The following is a 21,985-nucleotide window of genomic DNA, read 5'->3' on the forward strand; positions in this document are numbered from 1 at the left end:
GGCGTCGGCACGCGGCCACCGGCACGCTGCCCGCGACCGGTGGCACGCGGGTCGTCGGCGGTGCCGGGCAGGTGGGCCGTGCCGTCGGGCCCGTCCGGGTGCGCCGGTAGCCTTCCGCGACGTGCCGCCCGCAAGCTCCCCCGTGACCGCCGCACCGCCGCGGCCCGATCACGTGCGGCCCGTCGACGTCGCGGTCCTCGCCGCCTCCGCCGACGCCGAGCTGCGCGACCCGGCCGCCGCGGTGCGCCCCGTGACCGGCGCGACCCTGCGCGCCTCCGACGTCCGCCCGGGCGACCTGTTCGCGGCGCTGCCCGGGTCCCGCGCCCACGGCGCGGACTTCACCGCCGCGGCGCTGGCCGCCGGTGCCGTCGCGATCCTCACCGACCCGGCCGGTGCCGCCCGCGAGGCGGTCGCGCAGGCCGCGGTGCCCGTCCTCGTGCACGAGGCGCCCCGCCGCGTCCTCGGCGACCTCGCCGCCCGCATCTACGGCGACCCCACCGCCCGGCTCGACGTCGTCGGTGTCACCGGGACCAGCGGCAAGACCACGGTCGGGCACATGCTCGAGGCGGGCCTCGCCGCGGGCGGCCGGGCCACCGGGCTGCTCGGCACCGTCACCACGCGCATCCGCGGCGCCGAGGCCCCGAGCCTGTTCACCACCCCCGAGTCGCCCGACCTGCAGGCGCTGTTCGCGGTGATGGCCGAGCGCGGCGTCACCGACGTCGCGATGGAGGTCTCCAGCCACGCGCTGGCGCTCGACCGGGTCGCCGGCACCCGGTTCTCCGTCGCGGCGTTCACCAACCTGTCGCAGGACCACCTCGACTTCCACCGCGACATGGACGACTACTTCGAGGCCAAGGCGCTGCTGTTCGACCCGTCGCGGCAGGGCGCCGCGCGCCGTCGCGTCGTGTGCGTCGACGACGAGTGGGGCCGTCGGCTCGCCGACCGCCACCCGGACGCGGTCACCGTCGCGACGACCGGCCCGGCCGACTGGACCGCGGAGTCGGTGCACCAGGACGACGACGGCACGCAGTCGTTCGTCGCCGCCCGGCCCGGCGGGACGGTCCCGGTGCGGCTGCGGCTGCCCGGCCGCTACAACGTCGCCAACGCGCTGGTGGCTCTCGCGTGCCTGGACGCGGCGGGCGTCCCCGCCGAGGTCGCGGCGCCGCGGCTGGCCGAGCTCGCCGTCCCGGGCCGGATGCAGCGCGTCGACGCGGGACAGGACTTCCTCGTCGTCGTCGACTACGCGCACAAGCCCGCCGCCGTCGGCGCGCTCCTGGCCGCGCTGCGCGGCCAGGTCGGCGGCCGGATCGTCACCGTCCTGGGCTGCGGCGGCGACCGCGACCGCGGCAAGCGGCCGCTGATGGGCGCGATCGCGGCGGCCGGGTCGGACCTGCTCGTCGTCACCGACGACAACCCGCGCACCGAGGACCCGGCGGCCATCCGCCGGGCCGTGCGGGAGGGCGCGGAGGCCGAGCCGCGCCGTGGCGAGATCGTCGAGATCGGCGACCGGCGGGCGGCCATCGCCGCGGCCGTCGCGGCGGCCCGGCCCGGCGACGCGGTCGTCGTCGCGGGCAAGGGACACGAGAAGGGCCAGGAGATCGACGGCGTGAAGCACCCGTTCGACGACGTCGACGAGGTACGGGCCGCACTGCGGTCCGCCGGCGGGGTGCACGGATGATCGAGATGCGGCTGGCCGACGTCGCCGCGGCGACCGGGGGCCGACTGCACCGTGCCTCCGGCGACGAGCGGGTCACCGCGGTCGAGTTCGACTCGCGCGCGATCGGCCCCGGTGGCCTGTTCCTCGCGTTGCCGGGCGAGCGGGTCGACGGGCACGACTTCGCCGCGGCGGCCGTCGCGGCCGGTGCTGCCGGGGTGCTGGCGGCCCGGGCCGTCGACGCGCCCGCGGTCGTGGTGCCGCCTGCCGAGGCCCGCTCCGGGGCGGGGACCTATCTCGCCGAGCACGACCCCGACGGTGCGGGCGCCGCGGTCCTCGCCGCGCTGGCCCGCCTGGCCCGGCACAACGTCGACGCCCTGACCGCCGGCGGGCCGCCGGGCCTCGCCGTCGTCGGGGTCACCGGCAGCTCTGGCAAGACCTCCACCAAGGACCTGCTGGCGGCCGTCCTCGCCCCGCTGGGCCCGACCGTCGCGCCCCCCGGGTCGTTCAACAACGAGCTGGGCCACCCGTGGACCGCGCTGCGTGCCGACGCCTCGACGCGCCATCTCGTGCTCGAGCTCTCGGCCCGCGGGCCCGGGCACATCGCCGCGCTGTGCCGGGTCGCGCCGCCGCGGATCGGGGTGGTCCTCAACGTCGGGCGCGCGCACCTGGGCGAGTTCGGCTCGCCGGAGGCGATCGCGCAGGCCAAGGGAGAGCTGGTCGAGGCGCTGCCCGCCGGCGGCGACGGCGGCGTCGCCGTCCTCAACGCCGACGACCCCGCCGTGATCGGGATGGCGCCGCGCACCGCCGCCCGGCTCGTCTCCGTGGGCCGGTCCGCGGGTGCGACGGTCCGCGCCGTCGACGTCGGCTCCGAGGCGGGCCGCGCCCGGTTCCGGCTCGTCTCGCCCGCCGGGGAGGCGGACGTCGCCTTGCGGCTGGTCGGGACCCACCACGTCGGCAACGCGCTGGCCGCCGCCGCGGTCGCGCTCGAGCTGGGCGCGACGCCCGACTCCGTGGCCGCGTCGCTCGGTGCCGCCGGACCGGTGTCGCGCTGGCGCATGGAGGTGGCCGACCGGGCCGACGGCGTCACCGTCGTCAACGACGCCTACAACGCCAACCCGGAGTCCATGCGCGCCGCGCTCACCGCGCTCACCGACCTCGGCCGCGGCCGCCGGACCTGGGCGGTCCTCGGCCGGATGGCCGAGCTGGGGGCGCAGGAGGCCGCCGCGCACGCCGAGGTGGCCGCCGCGGCGGGCGAGCTGGGGGTGGGCACGCTCCTGGCCGTCGGAGAGCCCGGATACGGTTCGGCGGCACGGCACGTCGCCGACCCGGCCGCCGCGCTCGCGCTGCTGCGGGCGGAGGTCACCCCGGGCGACGTCGTCCTGGTGAAGGCGTCGCGCGCGGTCGGCCTCGACCGGGTCGCCGCCGCGCTCCTCGACGACCTGCGCCCCGACGATCGACAGGAGAACGAGCTGGTGTCCCGGTGAGGAGCGTCTTCGTCGCCGCCGGTATCGCGTTGGCGGTGTCCATCCTGCTGACGCCGTACCTGATCCGGTTCTTCGCCCGGCAGGGGTTCGGCCAGGAGATCCGTGCCGACGGCCCCGCCAGCCACAAGAGCAAGCGCGGGACGCCGACGATGGGCGGCGTCGCGATCATCCTGGCGCTGTGGATCGGCTACCTCGGCGCGCACCTGCTCAGCGGGGAGCCGATGACCGCGTCGGCACTGCTGGTGCTGATGCTCACCACGGCGCTGGGCCTCGTCGGGTTCCTCGACGACTTCATCAAGATCCGCCGCCACCGCAACCTCGGCCTCAACAAGACGTCCAAGCTCGTCGGCCAGCTGCTGACGGCGGTCGTCTTCGCGATCCTCGCGCTGCGCTTCGCCAACGCGCGCAACCTCACCCCGGCGTCCGACCAGCTCTCGTTCGTCCGCGAGATCGCGGTGCTGAGCTTCGGGTCCATCGGGTTCGTCATCTTCTGCTACCTCGTCGTGTCGGCCTGGTCCAACGCGGTCAACCTCACCGACGGCCTCGACGGGCTCGCCGCAGGCACGTCGGCGATGGTGCTGGGCACCTACACGATCATCGGCTTCTGGCAGTTCCGGAACAGCTGCGCGCTGACCGCGGCGGCCGGCTGCTACGAGGTCCGCGACCCGCTCGACGTCGCGGTGGTCGCCGCCGCGGCCATGGGCGCGTGCATCGGGTTCCTGTGGTGGAACGCCGCGCCCGCGCGGATCTTCATGGGCGACACCGGCTCCCTCGCCCTCGGCGGCCTGCTCGCCGGCCTCTCGATGGTCACCCGCACCGAGCTGCTGCTCATCGTCATCGGCGGTGTGTTCGTCGTCGAGATCCTGTCGGTGGCGCTGCAGATCGTCGTCTTCCGCACGACGCGACGACGGCTGTTCCGGATGGCGCCCTTCCACCACCACTTCGAGCTGGCCGGCTGGGCGGAGACGACCGTCATCATCCGGTTCTGGCTGCTCGCGGCGATGTGTGCGGCGCTGGGCCTGGGGCTGTTCTACAGCGAGTGGCTGACGGCCTCGGCGGGGGTCTAGTGGCTGCCCGCGGGCCCGCTCCCGACCCGGTGCGCGGACGCCGGGTCGTCGTCGCCGGTGCCGGCGTGTCGGGGCTGGCGGCCGCCGAGGTGCTGGTCGCGCACGGCGCCGACGTCGTCGTCACCGACGACTCGCCCGAGCGCCTGACCGACCTGCCCGTCGGCGCCCGGGCCGGCGAGGGGCTGCCGCAGGCGCACCTCGACGGGGCGGAGCTCGTCGTCAGCAGTCCCGGGCTGCGGCCCGACCATCCCCTCGTGGCGGCCACCGCCGCGCGGGGGATCGAGCTGATCGGCGAGCCCGAGCTGGCCTGGCGCCTCGGCGCGGCCACGGCCGCGCCGCCGCGCTGGCTCGTCGTCACGGGCACCAACGGCAAGACCACCACGACCAGCATGCTCGCCGCCGTCCTCGCCGCCGCCGGCGAGGACGCGGTGGCCTGCGGCAACATCGGGCTGCCCGTCGTCTCTGCGGTCGAGGCCGGCCACCGGGTGCTCGCCGTCGAGCTCTCCAGCTTCCAGCTGCACCGCTCGCCCTCCGTGCGGCCCGACGCGGGCGTCGTCCTCAACGTCGCGGAGGACCACCTCGACTGGCACGGCGGCATGACCGCCTACGCCGCGGCCAAGGCCCGTGCGCTCGTCGGCGCGGTCGCCGTCGCGTGTGTCGACGACCCGCGCGCCGCGACGCTGCTCGCCGCGGCGCCCGCGGCCCGCAAGGTCGCGGTGACCCTCGGTGAGCCGGGCCCCGGCGAGCTCGGGATCGTCGGGGGAGTGCTGGTCGACCGGGCGTTCGGTCCGTCCGCGGTCGACCTCGTCGACGCCGCCGCGATCACGCCCGGCGGCCCGCCCGGGCTCACCGACGCGCTGGCCGCCGCCGCGCTCGCCCGCGCGCACGGGGTCGCCGCCGGGGCCGTCGCGGCCGGGCTCGGCGGGTTCGCGCCCGGGCCGCACCGCGCCGAGGTGGTCGGGACGGTCGGCGGGATCGACTGGGTCGACGACTCGAAGGCCACCAACCCCCACGCCGCCGACGCCTCGCTCGCCGCCCGCGAGGGCAGGCGCGTCGTGTGGATCGTGGGTGGACTGCTCAAGGGGGCCTCGGTCGACGACCTCGTCGCCCGCCGGGCCCCCGGCCTCGCGGGGGCCGTCGTCATCGGCACCGACCGCGCCGAGATCGTCGCGGCCCTCGCGCGACACGCGCCCGATCTCCCCGTCGCCGAGGTCGACTCGGGCGACGATGAGCCCATGACGACCGCCGTGCGCCGCGCCGCCGCCCTCGCCCGACCGGGCGACGTCGTCCTCCTCGCCCCGGCCGCCGCGTCGATGGACCAGTTCCGCGACTACGCGCACCGCGGCCGGGCGTTCGCCGACGCCGTGCGTGCCCTCACCGCGGGGGCGCCCCGGTGAGCCCGGCCGAGCGCGTCGCCCCGGGCACCGGTGCAGCCGGCACCCGGGCAGCGGGCACCGGGGTCCGGACCGCGAAGGGCCGGCGCAGCGCCCGGGCCGACCTCAACGGGGCCCGGGCCGCCGTCGGGCGCGCCGGGACGGCGCTCGCCCAGTGGCTGCGCCGCCCGCTCACGTCGCTGCACCTGATCCTCGGCGTCTTCGGCCTGCTCACGACGTTCGGCCTGGTCATGGTGCTGTCCGCGTCGTCGGTCGAGTCGCTGACCTCCGACGGCTCGTCGTACTCGGTGTTCACCCGCCAGGTCCTGTTCTGCGCGGTCGGCCTGGTCGTGTTCTACGTCGGCCTGCGGATCAAGCCCAGGACGCTGCGCGCGCTCTCCCCGCTGCTGCTGATCGTCTGCGCCGTGCTGCTGGCCGCGGTCCTGGTGCCGGGGCTGGGCACCGTGCGCGGTGGCTCGCGATCCTGGTTCACCCTGGGCCCCTTCGCGTTCCAGCCCGGCGAGCCGGCCAAGGTCGCGCTCGCGCTGTGGGGTGCGCACGTGCTGGTGCTGCGTCGCAAGGTGATGCACCGGTGGAAGCACGCCCTGCTGCCCGTCGTCCCGGTCGCGCTCGTCCTCGCGACGCTGCTCGTGCTCGAGCCCGACCTGGGCACGACCGTGTCACTGGGCATCGTGCTCATCGCGCTGCTCTACTTCGCCGGGGCGCGCGGCCGGCTGCTCGTCGCGCTGGCCGGCGGCGGCCTGGCCGGCGCGGTGATCCTCGGTCTGACGGCGGGCTACCGGCAGAGCCGCATCACGTCGTTCCTCTCGGCGGGATCCGACCCGCTCGGTCCCGGCTACCAGGCCACGCAGGCGCTGTACTCGCTGGCCGACGGCGGCCTCTTCGGCGTCGGGCTCGGCCAGGGCCGGGCCAAGTGGAGCTACCTGCCCAACGCGCACAACGACTTCATCTTCGCGATCATCGGCGAGGAGCTGGGCTTCATCGGGGCCTTCGCCGTCCTCGCGCTGTTCGCGGTGCTCGCCTACACGGGCCTGCGGATCGCGACCCGCAGCGCCGACCCGTGGCTGCGGCTCGTCTGCGCGACGCTGACCGCGTGGATGGTGTCGCAGGCGGCGATCAACATCGGCTACGTCGTGGGCCTGCTCCCGGTGACCGGGCTGCAGCTGCCCCTGATCTCGTCCGGAGGCACCTCGCTGGTGATCACCATGTTCGCGTTCGGCGTGCTGGCCAACGCCGCCCGACACGAGCCGGAGGCGGTCGCGGTGCTGCGCAACGGCGGCCAGGGCCGCATCGCGCGGCTGCTGCGGCTGCCCGCCCCCGAGCCCTACCGTGCGCCCGCGCCGCGCACCCCGGCCCAGCGGGTCCGACGATGACCGCGCTGTCGGTCGTCGTCGCGGGCGGGGGAAGCGCCGGGCACATCGAGCCCGCCCTCGCCTTCGCCGACGCGGTGCGCCGCGAACACCCCGACGCCCTCGTCACCGCGCTGGGCACCGAGCGCGGCCTCGACACCCGGCTCATCCCCGCGCGCGGCTACCCGCTGCGGCTGATCCCGCCGGTTCCCTTGCCGCGCAAGCCGAGCAAGGACCTCCTGCGGCTGCCGGGCCGGGTCCGGACGGCGGTCGGGACCGTCCGGGAGGTGCTGCGCGACGTCGACGCGGACGTGGTCGTCGGGTTCGGCGGTTACGTCGCGCTGCCCGCCTACCTGGGCGCCCGGGGCCGGGTGCCCGTCGTCGTGCACGAGGCCAACGCCCGGGCCGGGCTGGCCAACAAGGTCGGCGCGCGGTTCGCCGCGGCCGTCGCCACCGCCGTCGCGGGGACCGGCCTGCCGCACGAGCAGGTCGTCGGGATGCCGCTGCGGCGCAGCATCACCGGCCTCGACCGGGCGGCGCTGCGCGCCGAGGGCCGGGCCCACTTCGGGTTGCCGGCCGACGGGCCCGTCCTCCTGGTGTTCGGCGGTTCGCAGGGCGCCCGGACGCTCAACACGGCGGTGGCCGACGCCCTGCCCGGGCTCGCGTCGGCCGGCATCGCGGTCCTGCACGCCCACGGCGCGACCGGCACACCGGGCCCCGAGACGCCCGGCTACGTCCCGCTGCCCTACATCGAGCGGATGGACCTCGCCTACGCCGCCGCCGACGCCGTCCTCGGCCGCTGCGGCATGACGACGGTCTCCGAGGTCACCGCCGTCGGGCTGCCCGCGCTGTACGTGCCGCTGCCGCACGGCAACGGCGAGCAGGAGCTCAACGCGCGCCCCGTCGTCGCCGCCGGTGGCGGGATCCTCGTGCCCGACGCCGAAGCCACCGGTGACCGTGTCCTGGCGGAGCTGGTGCCGCTGCTGCGCGATCCGCAGCGGCTCGCGGCCATGGGTGCGGCCGCGCGGGCGTCGGGACACGCCGACGCCGACGAGCGGCTGGCCCGCATCGCGGTCGGGGTGGCGGAGCGGGCGGGGTCACGATGAGCGGTCCTCTGCTGGGCGAGCGCGTCCACCTCATCGGCATCGGCGGCGCCGGGATGAGCGGCATCGCGCGCATCCTGCTGGCCCGCGGGGTGGCCGTGTCGGGGTCGGACGCCAAGGACTCCCGCACCGTCATGGCGCTGCGCGCCCTCGGCGCCGAGGTCGCACTCGGGCACGACGCCGCGAATCTCGACCTGCTCGGCGGCCCGCCCACGGTCGTGGTGTCCACCGCGATCCGCGAGACCAACCCCGAGCTCGCCGCCGCCCGCGAACGGGGCCTGCTCGTCGTGCACCGGGCCGACGCGCTGGCCGACCTCACCACGGGCCGTCGCGTCGCCGCGGTCGCCGGGACCCACGGCAAGACCTCGACCAGCTCGATGCTCACCGTCGCGCTCCAGCACTGCCGGCTCGACCCGTCGTTCGCGATCGGGGGCGACCTCGCCGCGTCCGGTGCCGGGGCCCACCACGGTGGCGGCGACGTGTTCGTCGTCGAAGCAGACGAGAGCGACGGGTCCTTCACCGCCTACGCCCCCGAGGTCGCCGTCGTCACCAACGTCGAGCCCGACCACCTCGACCACCACGGCACAGAGGAGGCCTACCGGGCCGTCTTCGAGGCGTTCGTCGGGCGGATCGCGGAGAAGGGGACGCTCGTCGTCTGTGCCGACGACGCCGGCGCGGCCGCGCTGGGGGAGCAGGCCGAGGCGCGCGGGCTCACCGTCCGCCGCTACGGCCGCACCGCGACCGGCCCTGATGACGCCGTCCTGCTCGACCACGTGCCCGACGGGCCCGGCGCCCGGATGCGCGCCCGACACCGCGACGCCGAGCTCGCGGTGCGGCTGGCCGTACCCGGCGAGCACATGGCCCTCAACGCGCTCGCCGCGCTGCTCGCCGGTGTCGAGCTGGGTGCGCCCGTCGACGGGCTGCTCGCCGGCCTGGCGGAGTTCGACGGGGTGCGCCGCCGCTTCGAGTTCAAGGGCCGCGCGGCCGGTGTCGCGGTGTACGACGACTACGCCCACCACCCGACAGAGGTCGCCGCCACGCTGCGTGCCGCGCGGTCGGTCGCCGGACCGACCGGGCGCGTCGTCGTGGCGTTCCAGCCGCACCTCTACTCCCGCACCCGGCTGTTCGCCACCGAGTTCGGACGGGCGCTGGCCCTGGCCGACGAGGTCGTCGTGCTCGACGTCTACGGCGCGCGCGAGGACCCGGAGCCCGGCGTGACCGGCGCGCTCGTCGCCGACGCCGTCACGCTCCCGCCGCAGGTCGTGCACCACGTCCCGAGCTGGTCGCAGGTGCCGGCGGTGCTGGCCCGCCTCGCCCGCCCCGGCGACCTGGTCCTGACCATGGGCGCCGGTGACGTCACCGTCCTGGGCCCCGAGGTGCTCCGCGAGCTCGAGGAGCCCGAGGACGGCCCCCGCGGGGACGGCGGGTGAAGCGCCCGGCGGCCCCCGGCTCGGCAGGCGAGCGCGGCGGTCGTGACCGCCGCGCCGGTGCCGGGCGGACGGACGCCGGGCAGGACACGACCCGCGGCACCGCCGCGGACGCCGGCACGACCCGGGGCGCCGCCGCGGACCGCGGCGCCAACCGGGGTGCCGCCGGGGGCCGCGGGGCGACCCGGGGTGCCGCCGCCGAGCGCGGTGCGAGTGCCGACGACGGGGACGTCCACCACGACGTGCCGACCCAGCCCGGCCACGCCGACCGTGACGTCGCCGGTGGCAGCACCGCCGCGGCCCGTGCGGCCGGCGACCGCACCCGCGCCGCCGCCGGCCGGACGGCCGCCCGCAGGTCCGCGGCGTCGGCGACCGGCTCCCGCCCCGCGCGGGGCCGCACCGCGCACACCGACGGCCGGGGTCGCCGCATCGGCGCCGGCGGGATCGCCGCGATCCCCGGCTCCAGCGGCGGCAGCTCGAATCTCCGGCCAGGCCGCGGCGACGACCCGGCCGTCGACCCGGCCGGCGACAGGGTGGACGTGGGTTCCCCCGACCCGTCCGACGGGTCCGGGACCACCGCGACCGACTCCGAGCGGGTGCGTCGCGCGGTCGGGACCGGCTCGGGCGCCGCTCGGATCCCGGCCCGGCCACGTCCCGTCCGGCCCGCGCCACACATCCTGCGCCGGCGCCGGATCGCGCTGCTCGTCGTCGTGCTGGTGCTGCTGGGCGGTCTCGCCACGGGAGTGGCGTACCTGCTCTACGGCAGCGGCCTGGCCGACGTCGAGGATGTCACCGTGCAGGGCACGCTCGCCGTCGACCGCCAGCAGGTGCTCGACGCCGCGGCCATCCCGACCGGCGGCCCCCTGGTGGGCGTCGACACCTCCGACGCCGAGAAGCGGATCGCCGCGCTCCCGGGCGTCGCGGCGGTGTCGGTCGACCGCGACTGGCCGCACACGATCGCGATCACCGTCACCGAGCGCGTCGCCGTGATGCTGGCCGACACCCCGAAGGGCCTCATGCTCGTCGACAAGACGGGTCTGCCGTACGAGGTCGCTCCCGAGGTGCCGCCCGCGCTGCCGCGGCTCGACGTCGGCATCGCCGGCACGGTCGCCCCCGGCGACGTCCAGACGACCGCGGGTCTCGACGTCCTCGCCGCGCTGAGCGACGCCGTCCGCGGACAGGTCCAGACCATCACGGTGACCCCGCCCGCGAGCACGGGCGCGCAGCCGCGCATCGAGCTGGCGCTCTCCGACGGCCGCCGCGTCGTCTGGGGCACCCCCGACAACGGGCCGCGCAAGGCGGCGGTGCTCGCCGCGCTGCTCACGGAGAAGGGCACCGTCTACGACGTCGCGAGCCCCGATCTGCCCACGATCCGTCGCTGACCGCACACGTCCGGTCACGAAGAGGTCACAACCACGCGATGCACCCGCCTGGGGGGTTGCCGACGTGCGGCGCGCCTAATGGACCCGCACCCTGCCCGCACCTAGCGTTCTCGCGTGAAGGCCCGGACCAACCGGAGCTGGACCGGACCCGAGCAACTGGAAGGTGCCGCGCATGACGCCCCCGCACAACTACCTGGCCGTGATCAAGGTCGTCGGTATCGGTGGCGGCGGCGTGAACGCCGTCAACCGCATGATCGAGGTCGGTCTCAAGGGCGTCGAGTTCGTCGCCGTGAACACCGACGCCCAGGCACTGCTGATGTCCGACGCGGACGTCAAGCTCGACATCGGCCGGGAGCTGACCCGCGGCCTGGGCGCGGGGGCCAACCCGGAGGTGGGCCGCAAGGCCGCCGAGGACCACCGCGAGGAGATCGAGGAGGTCCTCAAGGGGGCCGACATGGTCTTCGTGACGGCGGGCGAGGGCGGCGGCACCGGCACCGGTGGCGCGCCCGTCATCGCCTCGATCGCGCGCAAGCTCGGGGCGCTGACGATCGGCGTCGTGACGCGTCCGTTCACCTTCGAGGGCAAGCGTCGCGCCGGGCAGGCCGAGGACGGCATCCAGCAGCTCCGCAACGAGTGCGACACCCTCATCGTCATCCCGAACGACCGGCTGTTGCAGCTCGGCGACGTGGGCGTCTCGCTCATGGACGCCTTCCGCTCCGCCGACGAGGTGCTGCTCTCCGGTGTCCAGGGCATCACCAACCTGATCACCACGCCCGGCCTCATCAACCTCGACTTCGCCGACGTCAAGAGCGTGATGTCGGGGGCGGGCAGTGCGTTGATGGGCATCGGCTCGTCGCGTGGCGAGGGTCGCGCGGTGCAGGCCGCGAGCTCGGCGATCAACTCGCCGCTGCTGGAGGCCTCGATGGACGGCGCGCAGGGCGTCCTGCTGTCGATCGCGGGGGGGTCCGATCTCGGGCTCTTCGAGATCAACGAGGCCGCCTCGCTCGTCCAGGAGGCCGCGCACCCCGAGGCCAACATCATCTTCGGGACGGTCATCGACGACTCGCTCGGCGACGAGGTCCGCGTCACCGTGATCGCGGCCGGCTTCGAGGGCGGCACGCCCGCGCACAAGAAGCTGGAGCCGGGCGCCTACCGGGCGGAGGGCTCGTCGACGGCCGCCGCCCCGGGTGCACCGGCGCCTGCGGCGCCGACGCCGCAGGTGCAGAGCCCGCCGGCCCAGAACCTGTCGGCCCAGAACCTGTCGGCCCAGCACCCGTCGGGACAGAACCCGCCGAGCGCGCCGTCGAGCCCGTTGTCGACGCCTCCGTCGACGATCTCGGCCCCCGCGACCCCGCCGGCCGCCGTGACCCAGGCGCCCGCCCACGGCCTGGGACACAACCAGGCCGGGACGCTGCCGCCTGCCGCGCCGGTCCCGTCGCAGTCGGCGCCGTCGCACGTGCCGCCCGCCCCGCGGACGCCCGACGCCGGGCGCAGCGAGCCGGCGATGAGCACGCTGCCCGGATCGTCCGCGGCACCTGCGGGATCGGCGGTGCCGGTGTCGGACAACGACTTCGACGACCTCGACGACGACGTGGACGTCCCGCCGTTCATGCGTCGCTGAGGTCCGTGCGACGCTGAACGCGTGCGCGTTCGCAGGGTCGTGACGACCCGCGCCGGCGGTCGCTCCACCGGCGCCTTCACCAGCTTCAACCTGTCCCGCGGGGTCGGCGACGACCCCGCGGCCGTCGGGGCCAACCGTGCCCGGCTCGCCCGCGAGCTGGGGCTGGCCCGCGTGGTCTTCCTCGAACAGGTGCACGGCACCCGGGTCGCGACGGTGGGCGCCGACCCCTCCGCCACCGGTCGCGAGGACGTGCCCGGGACCGACGCCTCCGTCACCGCCGAGCCGCGGGTGGGGCTCGCGGTGCTCGCGGCCGACTGCGTGCCGGTACTGCTCGCCGACCCGAAGGCCGGGGTGGTGGGCGCCGCCCACGCCGGACGCGTCGGTGCAGCGGCGGGGATCGTCCCGGCGACCCTGCAGGCGATGACGGCGCTCGGCGCGCACGTCGAGGACGTCGACGTCCTGCTCGGCCCCGCCGTCTGCGGCGGCTGTTACGAGGTGCCGGCCGCGATGCGCGACGAGGTCGGTGCGGCCCTGCCCGGCAGCGGGGGACGCACGCGCCGGGGGACGCCGGGTCTCGACATCCGCGCCGGGCTGCACCGGCAGCTGCGTGCGCTCGGCGTGCACGGCGTGGGCGTCGACCCCCGCTGCACGATGGAGGACCCCGACCTCTACAGCCACCGCCGCGAGCAGCGCACCGGCCGGCAGGCAGGTGTCATCTGGCTCGACCCGTCCGACCGCTGACGCCCGTCCCGCCGCACCCACCCCGAGCGCACCCCGAGTGCTCTCCCGGGGTCCTCGGGTGTCGACGGTGAGGTTGCGCCCGGGGGGTCGAGCGCAACCTGAGCGCTCTCCCGCGGCCCTCGGGTGCCGACGGTGAGGTTGCATCCGGAGGGCGGAGCGCAACCTGAGTGCTCTCCCGCGGCCGGGCGTGGACGGTGAGGTTGCGCCCGGGGGGTCGGGCGCAACCTGAGTGCTCTCCCGCGGCCGGGTGCCGACGGTGAGGTTGCGCCCGGGGGTGGGGGGCAACGTCACGGCTGTCCTGCAGCCTCGCGCCCACGGCGGAGTCGCCGTCGCCGAGGTCGCTGGGCGCAACCCTGTGGTCGTCCGTCGTACGTGCGCCGACGATGGGGTGTAACCCGTCCCGGTGGCAGGGCGGGGCCGCGGCGGGAGTCGGGGATGATCGGGACACCCCGGAGGCGGGGGCGGGAACGAGGGGAGGAGCCACGGTGGACGATCGCCGCGAGGAGCTGGCGCGTCGGCTCGCGCAGGTGCGGGAGCGCATCGCCTCGGCGTGCGCCGCCGCCGGACGCGACCCCGGCGAGGTGGCGATGCTGGCGGTCACCAAGACGATCCCGGCACGCGACGTCGTGCTGTTGCACGGCCTCGGCCTGCGCGACTTCGGCGAGAACCGCGCACAGGAGGCGGCGGCCAAGGTCGTGGAGGTCGCCGAGCTGCTCGGGAACCCGCCGGCCGGCGCGGCGCCGCGCTGGTACTTCGTCGGCGGACTGCAACGGAACAAGGCGCGGCTGGTGGCCCCGTGGGTGACACGCGTCGAGTCGGTCGACTCGGCCCGGCTCGCCGACGCGCTCGACGCGCAGGCCCGCCGCGCAGCGGACGACGGCGAGCGCGACGGTCCCCTCCCGGTGCTGCTGCAGTACAGCGTGGACGGCGACCCCGGCCGCGGGGGAGTCGCGCGCGACGGGCTGCTCACGCTCGCGTCGCACGTCGCGGGGTGTGCGGGACTGCGGCTCGACGGGTTGATGGCCGTGGCGCCGCTGCACGCCGACCCCGAGGAGGCCTTCGCCGACGTCGCCGCCGCAGCGGAGGTGCTGCGCGCCGAGCACCCTGCGGCGACGGTCCTGTCGGCGGGCATGTCCGGTGACCTCGACGTGGCGATCCGTCACGGATCGACGTGTGTGCGTGTCGGAACGGCTCTTGTGGGGGAACGGCGGCTAGCCTCGCGGTGATCGCCGGTCGCGGGGCGGCCGTCGGTTCGCGGGCGACGACGAGGGGACTGCGACATGGGCGGCGCGATGTACCGGCTCAAGGCCTACTTCGGAATGGTGCCCGCCGACGAGATGACCGATTTCGTCGACGAGCCGGCCTACGCGTCGCCGCGCCGTCGTGAGGAACGCTGGGACGACACCGCGGACCGCTACGACGAGATCGACGAGTCCTACCAGAGTCCCGCGCCCCCGGCGTCGGTCGGCGAGGCGTGGGAGCGCCGCCCCGGCCGCCCCGGCGGCATGGAGCGCACCCCGCGTGACACTCGTCCCACCCGCGAGCCGGTGCGCGCCGTCGGCACCGCCGGTGCGGGCTCGGCCGGTCTCGGCACGGGCAGCGTCCGCGGCGCGCTCGCCGTCGACTCGGACCCGGTCCTGCGCGAGCCGGTCCTGCGCGAGCCCGCCCGCGAGCCGGTCGGCCTGCGCGAGGTCCGTCCGCACGAGCGTGCGGCCGTCCCGGAGCAGCGCGACCGCGGTGCGGCGGCCTTGTCGCGCATCACGACCCTGCAGCCTCGTAGCTACAAGGAGGCGCGCACGATCGGCGAGCGCTACCGCGACGGCCAGCCCGTGATCATGAACCTCACCGAGCTCGACGCGGCGTCGGCGAAGCGCCTCGTCGACTTCGCCGCGGGCCTCGCGTTCGCGCTGCGCGGTTCCATCGACAAGGTGACCAACCGCGTCTTCCTGCTCACACCCGCGGACGTCGAGGTGTCCGCCGACGACGCCCGCAGGCTCGCAGAACGTGAGCTGTTCCGCCAGGATTGAGCCGTGCCCGACGCCGTTCGCCTCGTTCTGTACTACGTCCTGTTCGTCTTCTGGTTGCTGCTGACCGCGCGCATCGTGGTCGAGCTCGTGCACGCCTTCGCACGCAAGTGGAGGCCTGCCGGGCAGAGCGCCATCGCTCTCGAAGCGATCTTCACCGTGACCGATCCGCCCGTGAAGTTGTTGCGGAGAGTGATCCCCACGGTCCGGATCGGGGGAGTGGGACTGGACCTCTCGATTATGGTTCTGCTCCTGGCAGTGTTCATACTGATGGACGTTGTCAGGCCGGAGTGAGCCCCAGTCACCCGGTTTGCCGCCGAGGACTGCATGAGGTGATCCGATGCCGCTGACGCCCGCCGACGTTCACAACGTCGCGTTCAGCAAGCCCCCTATTGGTAAGAGGGGGTACAACGAGGACGAGGTCGACGCGTTCCTCGACCTGGTCGAGGCCGAGCTCGCCCGGCTGATCGAGGAGAACGACGACCTGCGCGAGCAGGTGTCCCAGATGGAGTCCCAGCTCGGCAGCGCCCAGGCCGACCTGGAGGAGGCGCGTTCGCGCCCCCAGCCCGCTCTCGCGCCCCCGACGGCCCAGATCCAGCGGCCGGTCGAGCCCCCGCGTCCGGTGGAGCCCCCGCGCTCGCTGTCGGCCCCCGCGCCGCAGCTGGCCGACGGTGGCGACATGGGCGGCGGTGACCACCACGTCCAGGCGGCGAAGGTCCTGGGTCTCGCCCAGGAGATGGCCGACCGGCTCACCGCGGAGGCCAAGAACGAGGCCGACTCGATGCTGGCCGACGCCCGGACCAAGTCCGAGCAGCTGCTGTCGGACGCCCGGACCAAGTCCGACGGTCTGGTGAACGACGCCCGCGCCCGCGCCGAGACGATGCTCAACGACGCGCGCACCCGGGCCGAGACGCTCGAGCGGCAGTCGCGTGAGAAGGCTGCGACGCTGGTCAGCGACGCCGAGCGCAAGCAGACGGAGATCATCGGCACCATCCAGCGTGACAAGTCGGTGCTGGAGAAGAAGATCGACGAGCTGCGCACCTTCGAGCGCGAGTACCGCACCCGGCTCAAGACCTACCTCGAATCGCAGCTGCGCGACCTCGAGGGCCGTGGCTCGGCCGCGCCGGCCGACGGCCGCTCCGCGTCCAACGGTGGCTACGCCGCCAGCGGGTACGGGCAGCGGGCCGACGCCGGTAGCTGACGACCCGCTGAACGGTCCCCGGACGGTGGGCGGTGCCTCGGCATCGCCCACCTGGGAGTGAATAGTGCTGCTGCTCGTCCTGATCCTCGTCCTGATCGCGTTCGCCCTGCTCGTCGTCGCCCTGCTGACGGGCAGCGTCCTCTGGGCGTGGGTGTCCGTGGCCGTCAGCGCGGGCGCCGCAGTGGTGCTGCTCGTCGACTGGCTGCGCGGACGACGGGCCGCACGCACCGGTCCCGTGGCCGGTCAGGGCGACGCCGCGGGTGCTGCGGCGGGGCCCACCCCGCCCTCGTTCGAGGGTTCGGACGCCGCCACGCAGGTGCTGCCGGTGGTCGGGCCGGCAGGGTCCGCTCCGCCGCCCGTGCCGCCGAGCGGTCGTCCCGCCGGTGACGGCGGGTCGACGGCCCTGCTGCCGTCGGGCCAACCGTCCGGCTCAGGCGGGCGACCGCCCGGCGCTGACGGCGGGTTCACTCCATCGAGCGGAAAATCGTCACCCAGCGTAGTCGGCTCGGGTCCGGGTTTCCCGCCCGGGTCGGGCCAGGAGACCGCGGTCGTCCCGGCCGCGGGCCACGGTCCCGGCGGCGGTGCCGATGCCGGGTCGCGCCCGCCTGCCGAGGCGGATCGCGGCCCCGGGACCGGTGCCGGGCCGAAGGGTCCCGGTGGGTCCGCGGCGGTTGCCACGGGTGCGGCCGACGCCGCGGCTGCGGGCTCCGCCGGGAACGCGGCACCGACGCAACCCAGGGACGGCTCGGGCACCTCGGCCCCGGCCGCTCCCGGGGCGGCCGTCGACGGTCCGACCGTGGCCGTCCCTGCCGCGGCGGCCGCCGCGGCCCGGTCCGCCGCTGTGTCCGGACCGGCCGAGGACGAGCAACGTGCTGCCGGCCGGACCTCGGGTGAGCCGGGCGCGGACACCACGGACCCGTCGGGGAGAGGCTCGGCGGGCGAGCGCCCGACCGGGACGAGCTCGGCCGACCAGGGGCCCGCGGGCAGCGGCGCCGCGCGCGACGGAACCGCCGGCGCCGGGACCGAGGACACGGGTCCGGCGGACCCGCGCGCCACGGGGAAGGCGAACACGGGCGGGGTCGGCGCGGACCAGGGCGCCGCGGGATCGCCCGTCGCCGGTGGCGGCGGATCGGCTGTGGCCGCCACGACCGCCCTCGCGGGGCAGGGCGTGGGCAACCCTGCCCAGGGGCGCGGCTCGGCCGCCGAGGCGACCACCGTCGTCGGCGGGCCCGCGGGGCAGCAGCCCACCACGCAGGCCGGTAGCCGGCCGCCCCACAACCAGGCCGGCAGTCAGGCGGCCGGTAACCAGCCCGGCAGTCAGGCGGCCGGCAGTCAGCCCGGCAGCCAGGTGGCCGGCAACCAGCCCGTCAGTCAGGTGGCCGGCAGCCAGCCCGCCGGCAACCAGCCCGGCAGTCAGGCGGCCGGCAGTCAGCCCGGCAACGCGGCACCCGGCGGCACCCAGCCGCTCGGCGCTGAGGCTCAGGGTGGTCAGGGTCCCGGGGGACAGGTCGGTGCCGGTCAGCCGCCGGCCGAGCAGTCCCGTGCCGAGACGTTCGCCGCGGACGCCGGGGAGCCCCCGGAGGAGCAGCCGGACAATGCGGTCGCGGCCCAGGTGGCGACGTTGGAGGACGAGGTCGTCGTGGTCGACGAGCAGCCCCGCTTCCACCTCACCGACTGCCGGACGCTCGGCGGGCAGGCACTGATCCCGCTGCCGGTGCGCGAGGCCGTCGAGCTCGGGTTCACCCCGTGCGGTGTGTGCAGCCCGAGCCGGACCATCGCGGCCCGCCACCACGCCGAGGTCCGCTGACCGGTACCCGCACCGTCGGGAGGACCGCGCCGGGGGACGGGACCGCGGAATATTCGCGGGCCGGGGCACGCTACCCTGGCAGTACACGCACGACTCACTACACGCACGACTCACTCGCACGACCAGCGGCGTCGATCCGGCCATCACCGGGGAGCCTCCGGAAGAAACGGGTACCGCGCAGCAACGCGCGGCCCGGAGTAGAACCGGACGGGTGCGGCCCGTCACAGCCGTCGAACGAGAGGCCACGCGGTCGCCGGTACCACGGCGGCCACGAGGCAAGCGGGGTGGTACCGCGGCGCCCGGTGACGGGCCGTCGTCCCCGTGCAGGCAGATCCACGAGCCGCACGAGGAGCCCCACCACGATGGCCGACCGACCCGCGTCCGCGCCGAACGATCCCGCGCCGAACGATCCCGCGCCGAACGATCCCGCGCCGAACGATCCCGCGCCGGGCGATCCCGCGCCGAACCACCCCGCGCCGGACGACCGGGAGACGGGTTACCCCGCGGTCCCGGCGCACCCGTCGTTCCCCGCGCTCGAGCGTGAGGTCCTCGACTTCTGGGCAGCCGACGACACGTTCCGCGCATCGGTCGAGGCCCGGCCCGCGGGGGAGAACGGCAGCAACGAGTTCGTCTTCTACGACGGCCCGCCCTTCGCCAACGGCCTGCCGCACTACGGCCACCTGCTCACCGGCTACGTCAAGGACGTCGTCCCCCGCTACCAGACGATGCGTGGCAAGCACGTCGAGCGCCGGTTCGGCTGGGACACCCACGGCCTGCCCGCCGAGACCGAGGCGGAGCGGCAGCTGGGGCTCAAGGGCAAGTCCGACATCGACGCGATGGGTGTCGCCGAGTTCAACGCGGCCTGCAAGGAGTCGGTGCTGCGCTACACCGACGAGTGGCGCGAGTACGTCACCCGCCAGGCCCGCTGGGTCGACTTCGACAACGACTACAAGACGCTCGACCTGTCCTACATGGAGAGCGTCATGTGGGCGTTCAAGACCTTGTACGACAAGGGTTACGTCTACCAGGGCTTCCGCGTCCTCTGGTACTGCTGGCACGACGGCACCCCGCTGTCGGCGTCGGAGACCAAGATGGACGACGCCTACCAGGACCGGCAGGACCCTGCCGTCACCGTCGGGCTGCGGCTGACCGCGCCGGGAACGGACCTCGACGGCGCGCTCGCCCTGATCTGGACGACGACGCCGTGGACGCTGCCGTCGAACCTCGCGATGGCGGTCAACCCGGAGGTCGAGTACGCGCTGGTCGCCGCGAAGGGGGAGAAGTGGCTGCTGGCCGCGGCCAGGGTCGGCGCCTACGCCCGCGAGCTGGGTGAGGAGCCCGAGGTGCTGCGGACGCTGAGCGGCGCCGAGCTCGTCGGGACGGGCTACACGCCGCCGTTCGACTTCTTCGTCGGCCGTCCGAACGCCCACCGGATCCTGGCCGCCGACTACGTCACCACCGACGACGGCACCGGCGTCGTGCACATCGCGCCGGCCTTCGGTGAGGAGGACAAGGTCGTCACCGACGCGGCGGGCATCGACGTCGTCGTCCCCGTCGACGGCGCCGGGAAGTTCGACGCGACCGTGCCGCCCTACCAGGGCATGCAGGTCTTCGACGCGAACCCGCACATCATCGACGACCTCAAGAACGGGGCCCCGTACGTCCACGGTGTGCTGCTGCGCCGCGAGACCTACGACCACGCCTACCCGCACTGCTGGCGCTGCGGGAACCCGCTGATCCAGCGGGCCGTCGACTCCTGGTTCGTGCGGGTCACGGCGTTCCGCGACCGGATGGTCGAGCTCAACGAGCAGATCACCTGGGTGCCCTCGCACGTGCGTGACGGCCAGTTCGGCAAGTGGCTGGAGAACGCGATCGACTGGTCGATCTCGCGCACCCGCTACTGGGGCAGCCCGATCCCCGTGTGGATGTCCGACGACCCGGCCTATCCGCGGGTCGACGTGTACGGCTCGCTCGACGAGCTGGAGCGCGACTTCGGCGTGCGCCCGACCGACCTGCACCGCCCCTTCATCGACCAGCTGACGCGTCCCAACCCGGACGACCCGACGGGCCGCTCGACGATGCGCCGGGTGCCGGAGGTGCTCGACTGCTGGTTCGAGTCGGGCTCGATGCCGTACGCGCAGGTGCACTACCCGTTCGAGAACGCGGACTGGTTCGAGCACCACTACCCGGGCGACTTCATCGTCGAGTACAACGGCCAGACCCGCGGCTGGTTCTACACGCTGCACGTGCTGGCCACGGCGCTGTTCGACCGGCCGTCGTTCAGCTCGTGCGTGGCGCACGGGATCGTGCTGGGCGACGACGGCACGAAGATGTCGAAGTCGCGCCGCAACTATCCCGACGTCAACGAGGTCTTCGAGCGCGACGGCTCCGACGCCATGCGCTGGTTCCTCATGGCGAGCCCGATCCTGCGCGGCGGGAACCTCGTCGTCACCGAGCAGGGCATCCGCGAGGGGGTGCGCCAGGCGCTGCTGCCGCTGTGGAACACGTGGTACTTCCTGTCGCTCTATGCGGGCGCGGCCGGGCGCCGGGGCGTCACCCGCACCGACTCGACGCACGTCCTGGACCGGTACGTGCTGGCCAAGACCGCGGAGCTGGTCGACGGGGTGACCGACGCGCTCGACGTCTACGACATCGCCGGCGCGTGCGAGCAGGTCCGCGACCACGCGGAGGTGCTCACCAACTGGTATGTGCGCCGCTCGCGGCAGCGCTTCTGGGACGGCGACCCTGCGGTCAACACAGACGCGATCGACACCCTGCACACCGTCCTGGAGGTGACCGCGCGCGTCGCGGCGCCGCTGCTGCCGCTGGCGATGGAACGCGTGTGGCAGGGGCTCACCGGCGGCCGGTCGGTGCACCTGGCCGACTGGCCCGCCCGCGACGAGCTCCCGCACGACGCGGCGCTGGTCACGGCGATGGACCGGGTGCGACAGGTGGCGTCGTCGGCGTCGTCGCTGCGCAAGGCGCGCAACAAGCGGGTCCGGCTGCCGCTGGCCCGGCTGACCGTCGCGGCTGCCGACGCCGAGACGCTCGCCCCGTTCGCCGACATCCTGCGCGACGAGGTGAACGTCAAGGACGTCACGCTGACGACCGACGTCGCGACCTACGGGCGGTTCGAGCTGGCCGTCAACGCGCGTGCCTGCGGGCCGCGCCTCGGCGGCGACACCCAGAAGGTCATCAAGGCCGTCAAGGCGGGGGAGTGGACCGCCGAGCCCGACGGCACGGTCACCGCGGGCGGCATCCAGCTGCTCCCGGGTGAGTTCACCGAGAAGCTCGTCGCCGCCGACCCGGCGGAGACCGCGGCCCTGCCCGGCAACACCGGGCTCGTCGTCCTCGACACCGCGGTGACCCCGGAGCTCGCGGCCGAGGGCGCGGCACGCGATGTCGTGCGCGTCGTGCAGCAGGCCCGGCGCGACGCGGGCCTCGACGTCTCCGACCGCATCGTGCTGACGATCGGCGGCGACGACGAGGTGCTCGCCGCCGTCGGGGCCCACGAGGCGTTCGTCGCGGGCGAGGTGCTGGCGACGTCGGTCGTGCACGCCGAGCCGGCCGAGCCGACGCTCGTCGGGACGGCGGCGGCGGCCGCGGACGGCACGGGCTCGCACCGGGTCGCGGTGCACGTGGCCCGAGCCTGACGCTTCCCTCACGCAGGAACGGCACTTTCCCGCAACCCCGTTGCGGGAAAGTGCCGTTCCTGGCATTCCGGAAAC

General features: G+C 75.2%; 16 protein-coding genes. All 16 read left to right on the forward strand.

Translation table 11 applies throughout. The features are described 5' to 3' along the window. Positions 1-121: 121 nt before the first annotated feature. The 16 genes from PSED_RS14115 to ileS all read left to right on the forward strand — a co-directional run bounded on the left by PSED_RS14115 (position 122) and on the right by ileS (position 21,910). Positions 122-1,678: a UDP-N-acetylmuramoyl-L-alanyl-D-glutamate--2,6-diaminopimelate ligase gene (locus tag PSED_RS14115; RefSeq protein ID WP_041759652.1), complete on the forward strand. Its 1,557-nt coding sequence runs from the start codon at positions 122-124 to the stop codon at positions 1,676-1,678. Then, on the forward strand, positions 1,675-3,141 hold the full coding sequence (locus PSED_RS14120; RefSeq protein ID WP_013674926.1) for a UDP-N-acetylmuramoyl-tripeptide--D-alanyl-D-alanine ligase: 1,467 nt from the start codon (positions 1,675-1,677) through the stop codon (positions 3,139-3,141). The genes PSED_RS14115 and PSED_RS14120 overlap by 4 nt, the downstream gene beginning before the upstream one ends. Continuing rightward, a complete protein-coding gene (mraY, locus tag PSED_RS14125; protein ID WP_013674927.1) occupies positions 3,138-4,208 on the forward strand; it encodes a phospho-N-acetylmuramoyl-pentapeptide-transferase in 1,071 nt (356 codons plus the stop codon). Before PSED_RS14120 ends, mraY begins: the two co-directional genes overlap by 4 nt. Then, the gene (gene murD, locus PSED_RS14130; RefSeq protein ID WP_013674928.1) at positions 4,208-5,605 is read left to right on the forward strand and encodes a UDP-N-acetylmuramoyl-L-alanine--D-glutamate ligase; all 1,398 of its coding nucleotides are present in this window, start codon (positions 4,208-4,210) and stop codon (positions 5,603-5,605) included. Before mraY ends, murD begins: the two co-directional genes overlap by 1 nt. After that, positions 5,602-6,975, forward strand: a complete 1,374-nt coding sequence (gene ftsW / locus PSED_RS14135; RefSeq protein ID WP_013674929.1) for a putative lipid II flippase FtsW — start codon at positions 5,602-5,604, stop codon at positions 6,973-6,975. Before murD ends, ftsW begins: the two co-directional genes overlap by 4 nt. Then, positions 6,972-8,057 (forward strand): undecaprenyldiphospho-muramoylpentapeptide beta-N-acetylglucosaminyltransferase, encoded by a 1,086-nt coding sequence (gene murG / locus PSED_RS14140; protein WP_013674930.1) that lies wholly within the window; start codon positions 6,972-6,974, stop codon positions 8,055-8,057. Before ftsW ends, murG begins: the two co-directional genes overlap by 4 nt. Beyond that, entirely contained in the window at positions 8,054-9,484 is a 1,431-nt protein-coding gene (gene murC / locus PSED_RS14145; protein WP_013674931.1) for a UDP-N-acetylmuramate--L-alanine ligase, read from the forward strand. The genes murG and murC overlap by 4 nt, the downstream gene beginning before the upstream one ends. Further along, positions 9,481-10,863, forward strand: coding sequence for a cell division protein FtsQ/DivIB (locus PSED_RS14150; protein ID WP_013674932.1), 1,383 nt, complete (start codon positions 9,481-9,483; stop codon positions 10,861-10,863). The genes murC and PSED_RS14150 overlap by 4 nt, the downstream gene beginning before the upstream one ends. Positions 10,864-11,035: 172 nt before the next feature. Beyond that, entirely contained in the window at positions 11,036-12,484 is a 1,449-nt protein-coding gene (gene ftsZ, locus PSED_RS14155; RefSeq protein ID WP_013674933.1) for a cell division protein FtsZ, read from the forward strand. A 21-nt stretch (positions 12,485-12,505) separates the two neighbouring features. Then, complete coding sequence (pgeF, locus tag PSED_RS14160) at positions 12,506-13,225, forward strand: peptidoglycan editing factor PgeF (RefSeq protein ID WP_041759661.1); 720 nt, start codon at positions 12,506-12,508, stop codon at positions 13,223-13,225. A 485-nt stretch (positions 13,226-13,710) separates the two neighbouring features. After that, positions 13,711-14,451 (forward strand): YggS family pyridoxal phosphate-dependent enzyme, encoded by a 741-nt coding sequence (locus tag PSED_RS14165; RefSeq protein WP_013674935.1) that lies wholly within the window; start codon positions 13,711-13,713, stop codon positions 14,449-14,451. 54 nt (positions 14,452-14,505) lie between these two features. Then, positions 14,506-15,252 carry a cell division protein SepF gene (locus PSED_RS14170; RefSeq protein ID WP_013674936.1) on the forward strand — a complete coding sequence of 249 codons (747 nt, stop codon included), beginning with the start codon at positions 14,506-14,508 and terminating at the stop codon, positions 15,250-15,252. A gap of 3 nt (positions 15,253-15,255) precedes the next feature. Then, complete coding sequence (locus PSED_RS14175; RefSeq protein ID WP_013674937.1) at positions 15,256-15,543, forward strand: YggT family protein; 288 nt, start codon at positions 15,256-15,258, stop codon at positions 15,541-15,543. A 46-nt stretch (positions 15,544-15,589) separates the two neighbouring features. After that, positions 15,590-16,450, forward strand: coding sequence for a DivIVA-like cell division protein Wag31 (wag31, locus tag PSED_RS14180; RefSeq protein WP_013674938.1), 861 nt, complete (start codon positions 15,590-15,592; stop codon positions 16,448-16,450). A 64-nt stretch (positions 16,451-16,514) separates the two neighbouring features. After that, positions 16,515-18,257, forward strand: a complete 1,743-nt coding sequence (locus tag PSED_RS14185) for a hypothetical protein (protein WP_013674939.1) — start codon at positions 16,515-16,517, stop codon at positions 18,255-18,257. 362 nt (positions 18,258-18,619) lie between these two features. Then, positions 18,620-21,910, forward strand: a complete 3,291-nt coding sequence (ileS, locus tag PSED_RS14190; protein WP_013674940.1) for an isoleucine--tRNA ligase — start codon at positions 18,620-18,622, stop codon at positions 21,908-21,910. The last annotated feature ends 75 nt before the right edge of the window (positions 21,911-21,985 follow it).

Origin of the sequence: Pseudonocardia benzenivorans CB1190, from assembly GCF_000196675.2 — a bacterium.
GTDB lineage: Bacteria > Actinomycetota > Actinomycetes > Mycobacteriales > Pseudonocardiaceae > Pseudonocardia > Pseudonocardia benzenivorans.